13 protein-coding genes are annotated in these 17,034 nt (G+C 42.4%); 5 read left to right on the top strand and 8 right to left on the bottom strand.

From position 1 onward, the window contains the following. Positions 1-6 precede the first annotated feature (6 nt). The 4 genes from B0X70_RS13245 to ppsR all read right to left on the bottom strand — a co-directional run bounded on the left by B0X70_RS13245 (position 7) and on the right by ppsR (position 4,558). Positions 7-2,028, bottom strand: a complete 2,022-nt coding sequence (locus B0X70_RS13245) for a TonB-dependent receptor, heme/hemoglobin family (protein ID WP_217469545.1) — start codon at positions 2,026-2,028, stop codon at positions 7-9. Positions 2,029-2,117: 89 nt separating this feature from the next. After that, the gene (gene hemP, locus B0X70_RS13240; protein ID WP_082300897.1) at positions 2,118-2,315 is read right to left on the bottom strand and encodes a hemin uptake protein HemP; all 198 of its coding nucleotides are present in this window, start codon (positions 2,313-2,315) and stop codon (positions 2,118-2,120) included. 173 nt (positions 2,316-2,488) lie between these two features. Then, positions 2,489-3,535, bottom strand: coding sequence for a 3-deoxy-7-phosphoheptulonate synthase (locus B0X70_RS13235; protein ID WP_217469544.1), 1,047 nt, complete (start codon positions 3,533-3,535; stop codon positions 2,489-2,491). 141 nt (positions 3,536-3,676) lie between these two features. Continuing rightward, a complete protein-coding gene (ppsR, locus tag B0X70_RS13230) occupies positions 3,677-4,558 on the bottom strand; it encodes a posphoenolpyruvate synthetase regulatory kinase/phosphorylase PpsR (RefSeq protein WP_110090616.1) in 882 nt (293 codons plus the stop codon). 203 nt (positions 4,559-4,761) lie between these two features. Between ppsR and ppsA the strand changes: the two genes are divergently transcribed. Beyond that, positions 4,762-7,140 carry a phosphoenolpyruvate synthase gene (gene ppsA / locus B0X70_RS13225; RefSeq protein WP_217469543.1) on the top strand — a complete coding sequence of 793 codons (2,379 nt, stop codon included), beginning with the start codon at positions 4,762-4,764 and terminating at the stop codon, positions 7,138-7,140. 569 nt (positions 7,141-7,709) lie between these two features. Here the strand turns inward: ppsA and ydiK are convergent. After that, positions 7,710-8,819, bottom strand: a complete 1,110-nt coding sequence (ydiK, locus tag B0X70_RS13215; RefSeq protein WP_040149862.1) for an AI-2E family transporter YdiK — start codon at positions 8,817-8,819, stop codon at positions 7,710-7,712. 223 nt (positions 8,820-9,042) lie between these two features. On the opposite strand from ydiK, the gene ydiJ reads away from it, so the two are divergent. Both ydiJ and menI read left to right on the top strand, forming a co-directional pair. Next, positions 9,043-12,102 carry a D-2-hydroxyglutarate dehydrogenase YdiJ gene (gene ydiJ / locus B0X70_RS13210; protein ID WP_217469542.1) on the top strand — a complete coding sequence of 1,020 codons (3,060 nt, stop codon included), beginning with the start codon at positions 9,043-9,045 and terminating at the stop codon, positions 12,100-12,102. Then, positions 12,099-12,515 carry a 1,4-dihydroxy-2-naphthoyl-CoA hydrolase gene (gene menI, locus B0X70_RS13205; protein WP_036805375.1) on the top strand — a complete coding sequence of 139 codons (417 nt, stop codon included), beginning with the start codon at positions 12,099-12,101 and terminating at the stop codon, positions 12,513-12,515. Before ydiJ ends, menI begins: the two co-directional genes overlap by 4 nt. 401 nt (positions 12,516-12,916) lie before the next feature. Here menI and B0X70_RS13200 read toward each other — a convergent pair whose 3' ends face one another. From B0X70_RS13200 to B0X70_RS13190, 3 genes are all read right to left on the bottom strand, one after another. Beyond that, positions 12,917-13,075, bottom strand: coding sequence for a Hok/Gef family protein (locus B0X70_RS13200; RefSeq protein ID WP_071647127.1), 159 nt, complete (start codon positions 13,073-13,075; stop codon positions 12,917-12,919). 458 nt (positions 13,076-13,533) lie between these two features. Next, a complete protein-coding gene (locus B0X70_RS13195) occupies positions 13,534-13,692 on the bottom strand; it encodes a Hok/Gef family protein (protein WP_110087434.1) in 159 nt (52 codons plus the stop codon). Positions 13,693-14,210: 518 nt separating this feature from the next. Further along, on the bottom strand, positions 14,211-14,369 hold the full coding sequence (locus tag B0X70_RS13190) for a Hok/Gef family protein (RefSeq protein ID WP_071824117.1): 159 nt from the start codon (positions 14,367-14,369) through the stop codon (positions 14,211-14,213). A 762-nt stretch (positions 14,370-15,131) separates the two neighbouring features. On the opposite strand from B0X70_RS13190, the gene sufA reads away from it, so the two are divergent. Both sufA and sufB read left to right on the top strand, forming a co-directional pair. Next, on the top strand, positions 15,132-15,500 hold the full coding sequence (gene sufA / locus B0X70_RS13185; protein WP_046395358.1) for a Fe-S cluster assembly scaffold SufA: 369 nt from the start codon (positions 15,132-15,134) through the stop codon (positions 15,498-15,500). 12 nt (positions 15,501-15,512) lie between these two features. Next, positions 15,513-17,009, top strand: coding sequence for a Fe-S cluster assembly protein SufB (gene sufB, locus B0X70_RS13180; RefSeq protein WP_217469541.1), 1,497 nt, complete (start codon positions 15,513-15,515; stop codon positions 17,007-17,009). Positions 17,010-17,034 lie beyond the last annotated feature (25 nt).

Below are 17,034 nucleotides of genomic sequence, written 5' to 3'. Positions count from 1 at the left end.
ATTTAATTACCACTGGTAACTGACTAGCAGTTTGGCATTGCGGCCATCCTGAGGTGTTCCTTGTGGCGAGTAGTATTCTTTATCAAAAGCATTGCCCAAAACTGCCGTGGTAGTCACACCTTTTAGTATTCCTTCACCTTGATAGCTGACATAGAAATCATTAACACCGTAGCCAGCTTGTTGTTTAGGATCTCTACCTCTGGCATCTTTACCTTTGAAATTAGTATGCTTGGTGAATTGACCTACCCAGCCGATAGAGAAACCGGTTTGTGCAATAGGGATATCCAAGATGCTGGTGATAGTATCTGGGCTAAGGTTATCTAGAGAATCACCGCTTTGTTCATCTTTACCTTCTGTGCGGTTGTAAGCCAGTTCCCAGGAGAACAGATTGGATTCATAGTTTATGGAAGCATCCCATCCCCAGATCTTGGCTCTAGATATATTGATAGATGTTGTATTCCTTCCTCGATTGACTACATCTGACTTAATATAATCTTTAGCTTTAGTATCAAAATAACTCGCTTTGAATTTCAGTTCGTCATTATCTGCCAGTAGATTATCGAAACGTAAACCAAAACCAGACTCCCACGTTCCATTAGTTTCTGGGCGGAGATTTGGATTGGGAATCCAGAAATTTCCGGGATAGTGCATAGAATCGTTATACATTTCTCCCATTGTCGGGGCACGGAAGGCTTGAGCGTAAGAGGTAAACAGCATCGACCAGTCAGTTGGCGTGATACTGATGGCACCTTTGGAAGACCATTTATCTGCGCTGACAGCCTCATCTTTAGAATTCGTTCCCTTATAGTTGTCATAGCGAGTGCCGGCGATAATAGAGACCGGTAGGTCGCGCAGCGTCATCTCATCTTGCAACCAGCCTGAATAAAAACGGATATCAGCATCGGGGAAGCTATCTGTATTGCCGTTTGGGGTCTGTTTCTGTTTGTAAGTTTCACCACCGTAGGTAAATTGATGCGCCAGCGGGCTATCTGTCCACAGGCGGGAGCGGTTTTCCAATTTTACGCCATAGGTTTTCTGTTCACGGCCTTCGAACCCTTTTCCTTTAGTACGGGCATCAATAGTGATATCAGAATAATAGAGGTCAGTTTTAGCATTTAACCAATCATATTCCGCTGGATTTAATTGGTAGCTAAGTTGGGCATCACGTTGAGTTGTCGTGCGGTCAGTCCAAGTGCTAGGAGCTTTATTTTTTCCGGTGAGTGTTTGTGGATTTTTAGGTTGATTCGCCTCATTACGGTAGTAACGTAATTGGCTGCTCAAGGATTGGTTGTCATCAATTTTCCAATTGCCTTTTGCCATCAGGTTACTGATAAATTCATCATTATCGCCAACCACGCCATTACTGTGACGGATGTTACCTGAATCACGGGTACTGAAGGCAAATACGCCATCCAGAGATTCCGATTTTGCGAAAGTCGCACCACCGAAGCCCATACTATGATCACCAGTTGCACCGCGGGCAAAAACGCGGAATCCGTGATCTTGACCTGCTTGCAAAAGGTCTGCTGCATCAACGGTTTGATAAGCGATCACACCACCTAAGGCGCCACTGCCGTAAAGTAGGGCGGAAGGGCCGCGTACAACTTCGACTTGTTTAATTAATGCCGGGTCCAGGAACGTACCATTGATATGACCGGTATCGGTACCTTGGCGAATACCGTCAATCAATGTCAAAACACCTTTTGGACCATAACCGCGCAGACTAACATCTTGCCCATTAGCGCGGTTTGTTCCGGCTATGTTAATGCCGGGTATTTTTCTGATGAGATCATTAGCATTACCTGCTGTCTGACTTTGTGGTGACTTACTGTTTATCACAGTGACCATCATGGGAGCTTCGAAACTATCCCTTTCATTACCTGTGGCATAAACAGTTATCACATCACGGGATGATGATTTATCACTGCTGGAATCGGACGATTCTGTTGCTGCATGAGCAGAAATAGTACTAATAATCGCTAAACTTAATGCTGATAGTTTAAGTGTTGATCTTGCAGATTGAGACATCAGACGAATCTCCATAATAATATTTTATGAGTTATGGATATAGCTGGCTGCCCCGATACGCGATCCGGGTGGCTGGCTGAGTTATTATTTTATTTAGTTAGTATCAGCTTGCCGGCTTTAGTTTGGCGTAATTGGTAGAATTCTCCTTGGTGACGAATTCTGGTAATTCCTAGCTCACCTAATAGTTGTTTACTGTCAATGTAGCCAATTTCTACAATTTCAGTAGGATAGATGTTGTAATGTTTTTCAAGCGCAATGCAAGAATGTTGGTGACATATTTTAGTCATAAAACCACTTTGCGAATACTAACTATTATCATAGTGAGAATTATTATCGTTATATGAAGGGGCGACTTCAAGCAATATTTTTGGTGGTCATGATCATCACATTAATAAAATTTACCTAATTTGTTGTCAGTTAGCCTTTTATGAATGAATAAAGGCTAACTCAGAATAAGGATTCAGAAACGGTAACTTACTGCTTCGGCGAGAATGTCAATAAGTTGTTCTGTATCTTGCCAGTTTAGACAAGGATCTGTGATCGATTGACCGTAATTTAGCGGTTGTCCTTGAATGATTTTCTGGGTGCCTTCAACCAGAAAACTTTCAGCCATCACACCGACAATAGCGGTAGAACCCTCTTGAATCTGTTGGCCCACCTCTTTTGCTATAGTCAGTTGGCGTTTATGTACTTTCTGACAATTGCCATGACTGAAATCGACAACTAAATGTTCTGGTAAATTAAATTCGCGTAGTTGGGCGCAAGCTATAGCGATATCTTGGGCACTGTAATTAGGCTGTTTGCCTCCACGCATAATAATATGACCGTAGGGGTTGCCTTCGGTTTGATAGATGGTCATCTGACCGTGCTTATCAGGCGAGAGAAGTGTGTGATGGACACTGGCTGCGCGGATTGCATCTATAGCGATACGGATGTTGCCGTCCGTTCCATTTTTAAAACCAACAGGACAGGAGAGGGCGGATGCCATTTCACGGTGAATCTGGCTTTCTGTTGTTCTGGCTCCGATAGCGCCCCAACTGATCAGATCGGCAATATATTGGCCGGTCGCCATATCCAGAAATTCGGTTGCCGTGGGTAAACCCAACTCATTGACGTCGACCAGTAATTTCCGGGCCAAAGTAATTCCCCGATTTACCTGGCAAGAGCCGTCGAGATAGGGATCTGAAATTAAACCTTTCCAGCCTACTACTGTGCGCGGTTTCTCAAAATAGGTGCGCATAATAATCTCCAGTCTGTGCTGGTATTTTTCACGCAATCTGTTCAGTCGCTGTGCATAATCTAAAGCAGCATCAATATCATGAATAGAACAAGGACCGATGATTACCATAAGCCGTGGGTCATTCCCGCAGAGAATATCAGCAATGCGTTTTCGTGACGCTGTAACATTGTTAGCGATCTTTTCGGAGACGGGAAATTGAATTGCAAGAGCTTGAGGTGTTACCAAACTATCGACACGGTGAGTCCTTAAACCATCTGTTGTGTACATATATTTTCTCAAAGTTCGTTTCACATTAGCAGGCATATCTATAGGTAATTGAAATTACAATAAACGAAAACGACTAAGTTAAACAAATGATATAATTAATCATATGATGAATTTTTTTCCGTTATTCCTATTGATATATTTTTAAAACATTCGGCGGTTTAGCTTCATCATGTCGATTATTTTGGTCGAGATTTCTTCAACAGAATAATTGGTGGTGTTAAGATAATTAATCTTATTTTTGCGGAATAAAGCTTCAACTTCCGAAATTTCTATTCTACATTGCCTTAATGATGCGTAACGGCTATTTTCTCGACGTTCTTCCCTAATCGCCGCCAGCCGTTCAGGGCTTATAGTTAAACCGAATAACTTATGCTGAAATTGTTTTAATGTCGCAGGTAATTGTAAATTGTCCATATCATCCGCCGTAAAAGGATAATTTGCAGCCTGAATACCAAATTGCATGGCTAAATAGAGGCTGGTGGGTGTTTTTCCACAGCGAGATACGCCCAATAGGATAACCTGTGCCTGGTCCAGATTACGTAAAGAGATACCATCATCATGGGCCAGGGCATAATCAATAGCCGCTATGCGTGCATCGTACTGACTGAGATTCTTTTCAGTCAGACCGTGGGTACGATTAAGTTCGGGTTTGGGTTCCAATCCGGTTTCTTGCTGTAATGGGGCAACCAGTGTCTGTACAATATCCTGACAAAATCCTTCGCTGCTGGTAATAATATTTTTCACTCCAGAAGAGATAATGGAATAGAAAACTAAAGGTCTTATACGCGTATCTTGATATATCTGGTTTATTTGTTGCTTTATTTCTTTTGCGCGGGTTTCACTGGCGACAAAAGGAAGAGTATAAGCAGTTATTTTGATGGGAAATTGTGATAAGACAGCATGGCCCAATACTTCTGCGGTAATTGCCGTGCCATCTGAAATAAAGAAAACGGTACGTTCAACATTCTCAACGCCTTCAACATTATTACGTTCCGCTGATGTTGCTAATCTGAATTCCGCCATGATATTTATAGTGACCTTTTATTGTTTAGTTGAATAAAACTGGGTATCGATTTTCTGCAAAGTATACCTAAGAAAAAAATAATGTGTTGGGTTGATCGATTCACCTTTCTATGTGTGCGAAAACATTGTGTTAATCTATTTATGACTGCTCTATGCAGCGCCAATTTTCCGATTTGTACCCAAATGCTAAAAGGATTGTTTTAATGCCCAATAATGACCTCACCCCGCGTAATGTGCTTTGGTATAACCAATTAGGTATGCATGATATTGACCGGGTTGGTGGTAAAAACGCCTCCCTGGGAGAAATGATCACTCACCTGTCAGAATTGGGGGTTTCTGTCCCGAATGGTTTCGCTACGACAGCACAGGCATTTAATGATTTCTTGGAACAAAGTGGTGTCAATCAGCGTATTTATAACTTGCTGGATGTAACGGATGTTGATGATATTAATCAACTCTCTAAAGCCGGCGCGCAAATTCGCCAATGGGTGATTGATACGCCATTTACGCCACAACTGGAAAAAGATATTCAGGATGCTTATCAACAGTTGTCTGAAGGAGAGCCAGAAGCCTCTTTTGCTGTACGTTCTTCGGCCACCGCTGAAGATATGCCTGATGCCTCTTTTGCCGGGCAGCAGGAAACTTTTCTAAACGTGCAAGGCATTGATGCGGTGATGGTTGCTATCAAGCATGTGTTTGCTTCGTTGTTTAATGATCGCGCTATTTCCTATCGTGTCCATCAAGGATATGACCATCGGGGGGTTGCGCTGTCTGCGGGTGTACAACGTATGGTGCGTTCTGATCTCGCCTCTTCCGGTGTGATGTTCACTATTGATACTGAATCAGGGTTTGATCAGGTGGTTTTTATTACCTCTGCTTACGGATTGGGTGAGATGGTTGTTCAGGGCGCTGTGAACCCAGATGAGTTTTATGTCCATAAATCAACTCTGAATAAGGGAAAACCGGCAATTGTGCGGCGTAATCTGGGTTCTAAAAAACTGCATATGATCTATGCTGACAATAAAGAACATGGTAAGCAGGTACGTATCGAAGATGTAGCAGAATCACAACGCAATCGTTTCTCTTTAGCGGATGAAGAAGTTGAGGCATTAGCGCGTCAGGCGTTATTAATTGAAAAACATTATGGCCGGCCAATGGATATTGAATGGGCTAAAGATGGTCATAACGGCAAGTTGTACATTGTTCAGGCGCGTCCTGAGACTGTCCGCTCAAACCAGCAGGTTATGGAGCGTTACCAACTGAATGAACGAGGTCAGGTATTGGTGGAAGGGCGTGCCATAGGCCATCGTATTGGCGCAGGTCGAGTAAAAGTTATTCACAACTTGAATGAAATGGATCGCATCCAACCGGGTGATGTTCTGGTCACTGATATGACCGATCCCGACTGGGAGCCTATTATGAAAAAAGCCGCTGCGATTGTGACTAACCGAGGCGGACGAACCTGTCACGCAGCGATTATCGCCCGTGAATTGGGCATTCCCGCAGTTGTTGGATGCGGTGATGCAACGGAACGTTTGAAAGAGAATCAGCCGGTGACAGTTTCCTGTGCCGAAGGTGATACGGGTTTTGTTTATCAAAATCAACTGGACTTTACTGTACAAAGTTCTCAGGTCGATCAGTTACCGGAGCTTGATGTAAAAATTATGCTGAATGTCGGCAACCCAGATCGTGCATTTGATTTTGCCCGATTGCCGAATGACGGCGTAGGTCTTGCTCGTTTGGAGTTTATTATTAATCGGATGATTGGCGTACATCCTCGCGCATTACTGGAGTTTGATCAGCAAACTCTGGAGTTACAGCAGGAGATAAAGTCGCTGATGGCAGGTTATGACAATCCGGTTGAATTCTATATTGGGCGCTTGACTGAGGGGATTGCTACTCTGGCGGCTGCGTTCTGGCCGAAACGGGTTATTGTGCGTTTGTCCGACTTTAAATCTAATGAATATGCCAATCTGGTTGGCGGTGACATTTATGAACCTGATGAAGAGAACCCCATGCTAGGTTTCCGTGGCGCAGGGCGTTATGTCTCTGACAGTTTCCGTCGCTGTTTTGCATTAGAGTGCGAAGCGGTTAAACGCGTACGTAATGATATGGGGTTGACCAACGTCGAAATTATGATCCCGTTTGTTCGTACGGTAGCTCAGGCTGAAGCGGTTATTGCTGAACTGGCATCCCAAGGGTTGAAGCGTGGTGAGAATGGCTTGAAAGTCATTATGATGTGCGAGATTCCGTCCAACGCAATTCTGGCAGAACAGTTCCTTGAACATTTTGATGGCTTCTCTATTGGTTCTAATGATATGACTCAATTGACTCTTGGTTTGGATCGGGATTCTGGGGTGGTGTCTGAACTATTTGACGAACGTAATGATGCGGTCAAGGCCATGCTCTCATTAGCTATTCAGGCGGCCAAACGTCAAAACAAGTATGTGGGAATTTGTGGTCAAGGGCCTTCAGACCATCAGGATTTCGCTCACTGGTTGATGAAAGAGGGTATTGACAGCCTGTCATTAAATCCAGATACCGTTGTAAAAACTTGGTTAGGATTAGCAAAAGTGAGTTAATTGAGAATAATACGCAATTGACATTAAAGGCCCGTCAAAATAATGGCGGGTTTTTTTACGATTAAGGTTGCTGATTACAGTTTCTGTGGAAAAGCATAAAAGTAACGAAAAAAAAAAGCCTATCATGGGCGTGATAGGCAAGGACTACACACAGCAATATAGGAGCTTCTAACAAGTAGAACCATCAAAAGGAGAAATAAACGTCTCGTTCATAGCCTGTTTATATTAATTTAGTTATATGGTTTATTCATTAAGAATTGTCCTAATTTCCGTATTATTTACGACTAAAATGAGCCAAATTTAACTAAATTTTAACAATTTTTTCACAATAATTATATTTAATGAATAAGTGCCGCAAAAGAGTGGTAAGTTTTATAAGATTATGCTTTAGCGAAAGAGCTAATTCTCTTTCGCTGTGTAAGTCAGAATTAATTATACCCTATGGATTTCAAGATGGATCGCGACGGCAAGGGAGCGAATCCCCGGGAGCATAGATAACTATGTGACCGGGGTGAGTGAGCGCAGCCAACAAAGAGGCAACTTGAAAGATAACGGGTATATCATACAAATTATTCTGACAATCCTTGTTCCAGATATTTTTCCGTTTCGGCTAAATCATTTTCAGGCTCTGGGACTTCATTCATCCATACGATTAATAAACGATAAGCAACCGCTAATACAACGGGGCCGATAAATAAGCCAATCATGCCAAATGAGAGTATTCCACCAATGACGCCTATTAATATCAGCGCCATAGGTAAATCTGCGCCCAGACGAATTAAAAATGGGCGAAGAAATCCATCCATTGTTGTTACGATGCAGCTCCAGACCAGTAATACGGTTCCCCAGGTTGTATCACCTGTCCAGTAAAGCCAGGCGACAGCAGGAACTAAAATCAGTAATGGGCCAAGCTGAGCGACACAGCAGACAAACATGAGTACGGTCAGCAACGTCGCATAAGGAATACCTGAAACAGCCAGGCCGAGACCACCGATAATGGCTTGAACCAGCGCGGTAACTACCACGCCGAGCGCTACGGCACGGATGGATTGTGCTGCCAACAGGATGGCGGCATCTCCGCGTTTATTTGCCAGACGAATGGCAAAATGGCGAATACTTAGCGCCACCTGTTCGCCTTTCAGATATAAGAATATGCTAAATAACACCATTAAGCCGAGATGGAATACGAAGCGCCCGGCATTTGCTGCTTGAGTAAAGAACCAGGTTGCTGCTTCTCCAACATAAGGTTGGACTTTAGCTATCAGCACATTTCCACCATCAGTAATGAGCGAGTTCCAACCGCTGTAAAGTTTATCGCCAACCAGAGGAATACTATTCAGCCAGGTCATTGTCGGTATCTGAAAATGGGAGGGGGATTTAGCCCACTGGATTAATGGTGCGCTGTTTTCCAACAAGCTACTGACCAGTAATGCGACAGGGATCACAAACAATAGAATTAGCAGTAGCGTCATGATGGAGACGGCAATCCAGCGTTTACCCCATAAACTGTTTTGTAGTTTTTCTAATAATGGCCAGGTAGCGATAACAACCATACCCGCCCAGACAAAACCGAAGATAAAGGGCTTTATCACCCAAAAACTAGTAACAATTAACAGTGACAAGAAAATTAAAGTAAAGAATAACTTTGGTAGATCATAATGTGGTTGAGATTTGTCCATAAGTTAATTTCTCTCAGGGATTGAGTGGCTCTAAAGATAATGAATAAATAGGATGTTATCTATAGGTTACTCAAAATGGGTGAATATTATGATAAGGTAAACGCTTGCCTTCTCAGACAAATCAGTTAACGGTGGTAAATGATTACGGCTGATTAAGGCATTGATTCAAAGATAGTATAAATGGAGCAATGTGGACACTCATTTTAAAAGGGTCAAAACGACAATGATCCCACGCATATCACAAGCGCCGCACGTAAGTGAGGTCGCACAGAAGTTCTTGGATACATTAAAGGAACAAGGATTTACCGGAGATGTTGCAAGCAGTTATGCCGATCGTCTGACAATGGCGACAGATAACAGTATCTACCAACTCTTACCACAGGCTGTCGTTTTCCCCCGATCCAGTGCCGATGTGGTTTTATTGGCTCGCGTCGCCGGTGAAAAAGAGTATCAGAATTTGACATTTACTCCACGCGGTGGCGGTACAGGTACAAACGGTCAGGCGCTTAATGATGGTGTGGTGGTGGATATGTCCCGCTATATGAATCATATCTTTGAGATTAACCCAGAGCAAGGTTGGGTCAGAGTTGAAGCAGGGGTGATTAAAGACCAACTAAACCAATATTTGCGTCCATATGGTTATTTCTTCTCACCAGAACTTTCAACCAGTAACCGTGCAACATTGGGCGGCATGATTAATACCGACGCATCCGGTCAGGGTTCACTCGTCTATGGTAAAACTTCTGATCATGTTCTTAGCCTGCGGGCCGTTCTATTAGGGGGGGAATTACTTGATACCCGCGCTATGGATATAGCCCAGGCGGAATCGATTGCGCAAGAAGATTCGGTTGTCGGTCGCATTTATAACACGGTGCTTAGTCGTTGCCGTGAACAACGTGAACTTATTGTTGAAAAATTCCCCAAACTCAATCGTTTTCTGACCGGTTACGATTTGCGCCATGTTTTCAGTGACGATATGCAGAAATTTGACTTGGGGCGTATCTTAACTGGTTCAGAAGGAACACTCGCTTTTATTACCGAAGCGGTTTTGGATATTACCCCGCTGCCGAAAGTCAGGCGGTTGGTGAATGTGAAATATGATTCATTTGATTCTGCATTGCGTAATGCTCCTTTTATGGTGAAAGCAAAGGCGTTATCGGTTGAAACCGTGGATTCCAAGGTGTTGAATTTGGCGCGTGAGGATATCGTCTGGCATTCAGTTAAGGAATTGATCACTGATGTTCCTAACAAAGATATGCAGGGGTTGAATATTGTTGAATTCAGTGGCGATGATCAACCTTTGATAGAGCGGCAAGTAGAAACACTTTGTCAGCGCCTTGATGAACTGATGGATAGCAAGCAAGCAGGGGTTATTGGCTATCAAATTTGCCGAGAGTTAGCTGATATTGAGCGTATTTATGCAATGCGCAAGAAAGCGGTTGGCTTATTGGGTAACAGTAAAGGTGCGGCGAAACCCATTCCTTTTGTGGAAGATACATGTGTGCCGCCACAGCATCTTGCTGATTATATTGCGGAATTCCGACAGCTATTGGATAGCTATCATCTCAATTATGGCATGTTTGGTCATGTGGATGCGGGGGTGTTGCATGTTCGGCCAGCGCTGGATATGTGTGATCCTCAGCAAGAGATACTGATGAAACAGATTTCTGATGAAATTGTCAGTCTTACGGCACGTTATGGTGGTTTATTGTGGGGAGAGCATGGTAAAGGATTTCGTGCTGAATACAGCCCTGAATTTTTCGGTAGTATCTTGTATGAAGAATTACGCCGGATTAAGGCTGCCTTTGACCCGAATAACCGCTTGAATCCGGGTAAAATTTGTCCGCCGATGGGGATTGATGCCCCTATGATGAAAGTCGATGCTGTTAAGCGAGGAACATATGATCGGACAATTCCGGTAAATGTCAGGAATACATTCCGTGGCGCTATGGAATGTAATGGGAATGGGCTTTGCTTTAATTTCGATGTAAAAAGCCCGATGTGTCCATCGATGAAAGTGAGTCAGCAGCGTATCCATTCGCCGAAAGGACGTGCGACACTCGTGCGCGAATGGCTGCGTCTTTTAACTGAACAGGGTGTGGCTCCGACACTACTGAAACAGGGATTAGAACAAAAACGACCAAGTTTACGTGGGTTGATTGAGAAGACTCGCAATAGCTGGCAGGCATGGCGCGGGGAGTATGACTTTTCTCACGAAGTGAAAGAGGCAATGTCGGGTTGTCTGGCATGCAAAGCTTGCTCAACACAGTGCCCGATTAAAATTGATGTTCCGTCATTTCGCGCACGTTTTCTTGAGTTATATCATGGTCGCTATTTTCGCCCTTTACGTGATCATATTGTGGCGAGTGCGGAAAGCAGCACGCCATTAATGGCTAAGGTTCCTCGGGTCTTTAATTTCTTCCTGAAACAGCCGTGGATACAAGAATTGAGTCGCCGAACTATCGGCATGGTGGATTTACCCTTGTTATCCAGCCCGACGCTGTACCAACAACTGGCGGGGCATTATGCGCTTTCTACCACGCTGGAACAGCTTGAAAAAATGGATCAGGCTCATCGTAACGAACATGTATTGATCGTTCAGGACCCATTCACTAGCTATTACGACGCTAAAGTTGTGGCTGATTTTGCCTGTTTGGTAGAGAAATTGGGATATAAACCAGTATTACTGCCATTTTCGCCAAACGGTAAAGCACAACATATCAAAGGTTTCTTATCCCGTTTTGCTAAAACAGCCAAAAAGACATCAGATTTTCTCAATCGGGTTGCTGAGTTGAGTATTCCTATGGTCGGTGTCGATCCGGCGCTGGTTTTGTGCTACCGGGACGAATATAAAGAAATTCTGGGAGAACAGCGTGGAAAGTTTGAGGTTCAGCTTGTTCATGAATGGTTGATTAACGCCTTGCCAGAAAAAAGTGATCATGAAGAAAAATCAGGTGATAAATGGTATCTATTTGGACATTGTACTGAAGTGACTATGCTACCGGGCAGTAGTCAACAATGGGGAAAAATTTTCCATCGGTTGGGTAGCAAGCTGGATAATATCAGTGTAGGCTGCTGTGGCATGGCTGGAACCTATGGTCATGAAAACAAAAACATAGAACACTCTATTGGTATCTATAAATTATCCTGGCAACCTGCCTTACAGAAATTACCATTGGAGCGCTGTCTAAGCTCCGGTTATTCCTGCCGCAGTCAGGTTAAACGGATAGAAGGGCAAGTACTTAAGCATCCGTTGCAAGCTTTATTGGAGATAATCCCATGATTTGGAAACGTGATATTGGACTGGATAGCCTGAATCAAGTAAATAGCCAATGTATGATGGGCCATCTGGGCATAAAAATCACGCATATCGGTGATGACTATATTGAAGGCACAATGCCGGTTGATCATCGCACTCGTCAGCCATTTGGTTTATTGCATGGCGGGGCATCTGTTGTGCTGGCAGAATCACTCGGTTCTTTAGCTGGGTATCTCTGTTCCGAAGGTGAGAAAAAAGTTGTTGGATTGGAAATTAATGCTAACCATATTCGGTCAGTTCGTAGTGGTGAAGTAAAAGGCGTGTGTAAACCTCTTCATATTGGCCGTAATCACCAAGTGTGGCGAATTGATATTTTTGATGAGCGGCAACATTTGTGCTGTACCTCTCGGTTAACTACATCAGTTTTGCCTGGATAAAATATAAAACAAAAGTGAAAGTAGGTTATTGTATGGATAAATAACCTACTATTTAAGTGAAAAGGTTATTTATTTACGTATTAAATTTAATTGTGATAACCTTTAAGAAGTATATATATTTATGTAACTTATCGATGTTTTTATAATATTATGGGTTGTTTGATTGTATATTTCTGATGAATAGGAATGGTGAATTATCTTAAAAGAATTAATACTCTAATAGGGAAAGATCTAATTGAAAATTCTTATTCAAATCTATAAATGCTGATATATTAATTAATGCTAAAGTTTCAGCAGTTTTAATTTGCGTTAAATTCCACTTAAATATGAAGGGTGCCTGAGAACCAAGTCATTACAACATCTCAAAAGGCGGGAGTAAAAACCTCCCGCCGAAGGTTGCCTTACCTGTTGCTGGATTCGTAAGCCATGCTTGCCGCAACCTCTGTATTACCTCGTTTGATATGGAGTTTACAGATTGAACCCCTTGTTATCCACGTGAATATGAGTAACGTCACACAAATAATGATCAAACTCAATATTGCGATTTTTTGCGGCTTCATAGCCTTCTCTCCTTGCTTTTTGTCAGGTAAGAGGCTAGCCTTATGTTGTTGGACATAGGAGTAGCCTCATTTCGATTTATAGTCGGATGGGGCTTTTCTCTTTCTGCCTGGAACATAATGCTCAAGACAGAAAGTCTCAAGCACCCGGAGGCAGTATACGTTTATTCATCTAAGATGCAAGATATTGAAAATATTTATTATGGTCACGTAATGCCTTCGAATTAAATTAATCAGCTAGTCAAGCTATTAATAAGAAAAGGAAAGAATGGTGGAAGTGGAATATATAGATAAAATTGTTTATTAATACGTTTAATTAATTGCGTCGATTAAATAGAAACTCTATTTGCATATATAATAATAGCCCCCCTATTTTCCACTTAAATATAAAGGGTGCCTGAGAACCAAGTCATAACAACATCTCAAAGGGCGGGAGTAAAAACCTCCCGCCGAAGGTTGCCTTACCTGTTGCTGGATTCGTAAGCCATGATTGCCGCAACCTCTGTATTACCTCGTTTGATATGGAGTTTACAGATTGAACCCCTGGTTATCCACGTGAATATAAGTAACGTCACACAAATAATGATCAAACTCAATATTGCGATTTTTTGCGGCTTCATCGCCTTCTCTCCTTGCTTTTTGCCAGGTAAGAGGCTAACCTTATGTTGTTTACGCATAGGAGTAGCCTCATTTCGATTTATAGTCGGATGGGGCTTTTCTCTTTCTGCCTGAAACATAATGCTCAAGACAGAAAGTCTCAAGCACCCGGAGGCAGTATACGTTTATTCGCATGAGATGCAATATCTTGAAAATATTTATTATGGTCACGTAATACCTTCGAATTAAATTAGCAAGTTAGTAAAATTATTCATAAAAAGGGAAGAAATGTTGAAAATGGAATATATAGATTAAATTGTTTTTTAATGCGTTTGATTAATTAAATAGAAAATATATAATAACAACCTCTATTTTACATCTCCGGTTAACGATGTTGCACTTATTATGTGAATCCAAGAATGACAGAGTTTCAGTAGCTTTAATTTATGCTTAATGCCGCTTAAATATGAAGGGTGCCTGAGAACCAAGTCATAACAACATCTAAAAGGGCGGGAGTAAAAACCTCCCGCCTAAGGTTGCCTTACCTGTCGCTGGATTCGTAAGCCATGATTGCCGCAACCTCTGTATTACCTCGTTTGATATGGAGTTTACAGATTGAACCCCTTGTTATCCACGTGAATATGAGTAATGTCACACAAATAATGATCAAACTAAATATTGCGATTTTTTGCGGCTTCATAGCCTTCTCTCCTTGCTTTTTATCAGGTAAGAGGCTAGCCTTACGTTGCTAGGCATAGGGGTAGCCTCATTTCGATTTATAGTCGGATGGGGCTTTTCTCTTTCTGCCTGGAACATAATGCTCAAGACAGAAAGTCTCAAGCACCCGGAGGCAGTATACTTTTATTCATATAAGATGCAAGATATTGAAAATATTTATTATTGTCATGTAATACCTTCGAATTAAATTAGCCAGCCAGTCAAACTATTAATAAAAAGGGAAGAAATGTTGAAAATGGAATATATAGATTAAATTGTTTCTTAATGCGTTTAATTAATTGCGTCGATTAAATAGAAATTTAATTTGCATATACAATAATAGCAATCCCCATTCTTTATCTCCGGTTAACGATGTCAATTTTGTTTGACTGCTATGTCTGACTGCTATTTTCATACCGGTGAAGGAATCATTCTCCGGTGTGTCTGAAAACTCACATCAAATTGGTATTTCTGATGAACTTTTTGTGCTTTTGTTTTACGCCAAGAAGTAAAGAATAGCACAATTGATCAAACTAATAATTTATAGATAAAACAGTAAATTAAAGAGATACCTTCATATGAAATGAACATAAATTATCGCGTTCGAATAAAATTTAACCTTCTTAAGGTATATCCTCTTAAAACAAATGGTTGAAGTGATAAAGGTTATCATTACCATTATACGGAAGGAGAACACTCCGATAACGGCGGCAAAAATAGCTATAAAACAAATGTGAGGTCAACTATGACAAACAGCGTTGAAACCTTTTCTCTAAATGAAACCGCATGGCAAGGAATTACCATCACCGCGAGAGCAGCGGCGCAGATCCTAAAGTTGATGCAGCAAAACCCACAAAGTAAAGGATTATATCTGGGGGTTAAGCAGTCAGGATGTGCCGGTTTTGGCTATGTGTTTGAGATGGTTAACGAACCCGCACCTGATGATCTGAGGTATGAAAATGAAGGCGCGTGTCTATATGTCCCTTTGAAAGCCATGCCCTTTATTGATGGTACTGAAGTGGATTTTGTTCGTGAAGGTTTAAATCAGATATTTAAATTCAATAATCCAAAAGCACAACATGCCTGTGGGTGTGGTGAAAGCTTTGGTATATAAGTGTACCAATATATGTCTCAGAGCAATGTAGAAATCAGCGATGATGTGCAGACTTGGCTCAACGATCATCGCTATAAAGAAGGCTTCTTCACTCAGGTGGCGACGGATGAGTTGGCTAAAGGTTTGAGTGAAGAAGTTGTGCGGGCTATTTCCGCAAAACGCAATGAACCCGAATGGATGCTGGAATTTCGGCTGGAGGCTTATCGCCATTGGTTAGGAATGGAAGAGCCTCATTGGTTGAAAGCCAATTATCCCAATCTTGACTATCAGGATTACAGTTACTATTCAGCACCTTCATGTGGTGCTTGTGATGATAGTTGCAATTCACAATCTGGTGCTATTCAAGAGGCAGGAGCGGAGCAAGTTAATAGCTATTTAACCGCGGAAATTGAAGAAGCGTTTGATAAGTTGGGTGTTCCTGTACGGGAAGGTGAAGCGGTTGCGGTAGACGCTATTTTTGACTCCGTTTCTGTTTCAACCACCTATCGGGATAAGTTAGCGAAAGAAGGGATTGTTTTCTGTTCATTTAGTGAAGCGATACAGGAATATCCTGGATTGGTCCGTAAATACCTCGGCAGTGTGGTTGCAAGCCACGATAACTTTTTTGCCGCGTTGAATGCCGCGGTGGCTTCTGATGGTACTTTTGTTTATGTGCCAAAGGGTGTTCGATGCCCAATGGAGCTATCCACCTATTTTCGTATCAACGCTGCGAAAACGGGACAATTTGAGCGCACTATCCTGATTGCTGATGAAGGCAGTTATGTCAGCTATATAGAAGGATGCTCCGCGCCGGTGCGTGATAGTTATCAACTTCATGCCGCTGTTGTCGAAGTGATTATCCATAAAGACGCCGAAGTGAAATATTCCACGGTACAAAACTGGTTCTCAGGTGGCGACAGTACAGGAGGGATTCTCAACTTTGTCACTAAAAGAGCGTTATGCGAAGGCGAAAATGCCAAGATGTCCTGGACTCAATCGGAAACAGGTTCCGCAATTACCTGGAAATATCCCAGTGTGATCTTGAAAGGGGATAACTCGATTGGCGAGTTTTTCTCCGTTGCGCTGACTAACGGCTCTCAACAGGCAGATACCGGTACCAAGATGATCCACATTGGCCGTAACACTAAATCGACCATCATTTCAAAGGGCATTTCTGCCGGTCGTAGTCAGAACAGTTACCGTGGGTTGGTCAAAATATTACCGGGAGCAGAAAACGCCCGTAACTATACCCAATGTGACTCCATGTTGATTGGTACTGAATGTGGCGCGCATACATTCCCTTATGTAGAAGTACAGAACAATACGGCGCAACTGGAGCATGAAGCGACAACCTCTCGCATTGGTGAAGATCAATTGTTCTATTGTTTGCAACGTGGCATCAGTGAAGATGATGCGATTTCCATGATCGTTAATGGATTCTGTAAAGATGTGTTCTCTGAACTTCCCCTTGAATTTGCCGTTGAAGCACAAAAGTTGCTGGCGATCAGCCTTGAACACAGTGTCGGATGAGTTTTCCCGGTTTCTTTTTTATGAC

Source organism: Photorhabdus akhurstii (assembly GCF_019090985.1).
In the GTDB taxonomy this organism is placed as follows: Bacteria; Pseudomonadota; Gammaproteobacteria; order Enterobacterales; family Enterobacteriaceae; genus Photorhabdus; species Photorhabdus akhurstii.
The sequence above is the reverse complement of the archived record's forward strand: the minus strand, read 5'-3'. Positions and strand labels throughout refer to the sequence as shown.

Bases quoted from the DNA above. Each gene is read 5' to 3' on its own strand.
- B0X70_RS13245 (WP_217469545.1), bottom strand. From the start codon at position 2,028: ATGTCTCAATCTGCAAGATCAACACTTAAACTATCAGCATTAAGTTTA.
- hemP (WP_082300897.1), bottom strand. From the start codon at position 2,315: ATGACTAAAATATGTCACCAACATTCTTGCATTGCGCTTGAAAAACAT.
- B0X70_RS13235 (WP_217469544.1), bottom strand. From the start codon at position 3,535: ATGTACACAACAGATGGTTTAAGGACTCACCGTGTCGATAGTTTGGTA.
- ppsR (WP_110090616.1), bottom strand. From the start codon at position 4,558: ATGGCGGAATTCAGATTAGCAACATCAGCGGAACGTAATAATGTTGAA.
- ppsA (WP_217469543.1), top strand. From the start codon at position 4,762: ATGCCCAATAATGACCTCACCCCGCGTAATGTGCTTTGGTATAACCAA.
- ydiK (WP_040149862.1), bottom strand. From the start codon at position 8,819: ATGGACAAATCTCAACCACATTATGATCTACCAAAGTTATTCTTTACT.
- ydiJ (WP_217469542.1), top strand. From the start codon at position 9,043: ATGATCCCACGCATATCACAAGCGCCGCACGTAAGTGAGGTCGCACAG.
- menI (WP_036805375.1), top strand. From the start codon at position 12,099: ATGATTTGGAAACGTGATATTGGACTGGATAGCCTGAATCAAGTAAAT.
- B0X70_RS13200 (WP_071647127.1), bottom strand. From the start codon at position 13,075: ATGAAGCCGCAAAAAATCGCAATATTGAGTTTGATCATTATTTGTGTG.
- B0X70_RS13195 (WP_110087434.1), bottom strand. From the start codon at position 13,692: ATGAAGCCGCAAAAAATCGCAATATTGAGTTTGATCATTATTTGTGTG.
- B0X70_RS13190 (WP_071824117.1), bottom strand. From the start codon at position 14,369: ATGAAGCCGCAAAAAATCGCAATATTTAGTTTGATCATTATTTGTGTG.
- sufA (WP_046395358.1), top strand. From the start codon at position 15,132: ATGACAAACAGCGTTGAAACCTTTTCTCTAAATGAAACCGCATGGCAA.
- sufB (WP_217469541.1), top strand. From the start codon at position 15,513: ATGTCTCAGAGCAATGTAGAAATCAGCGATGATGTGCAGACTTGGCTC.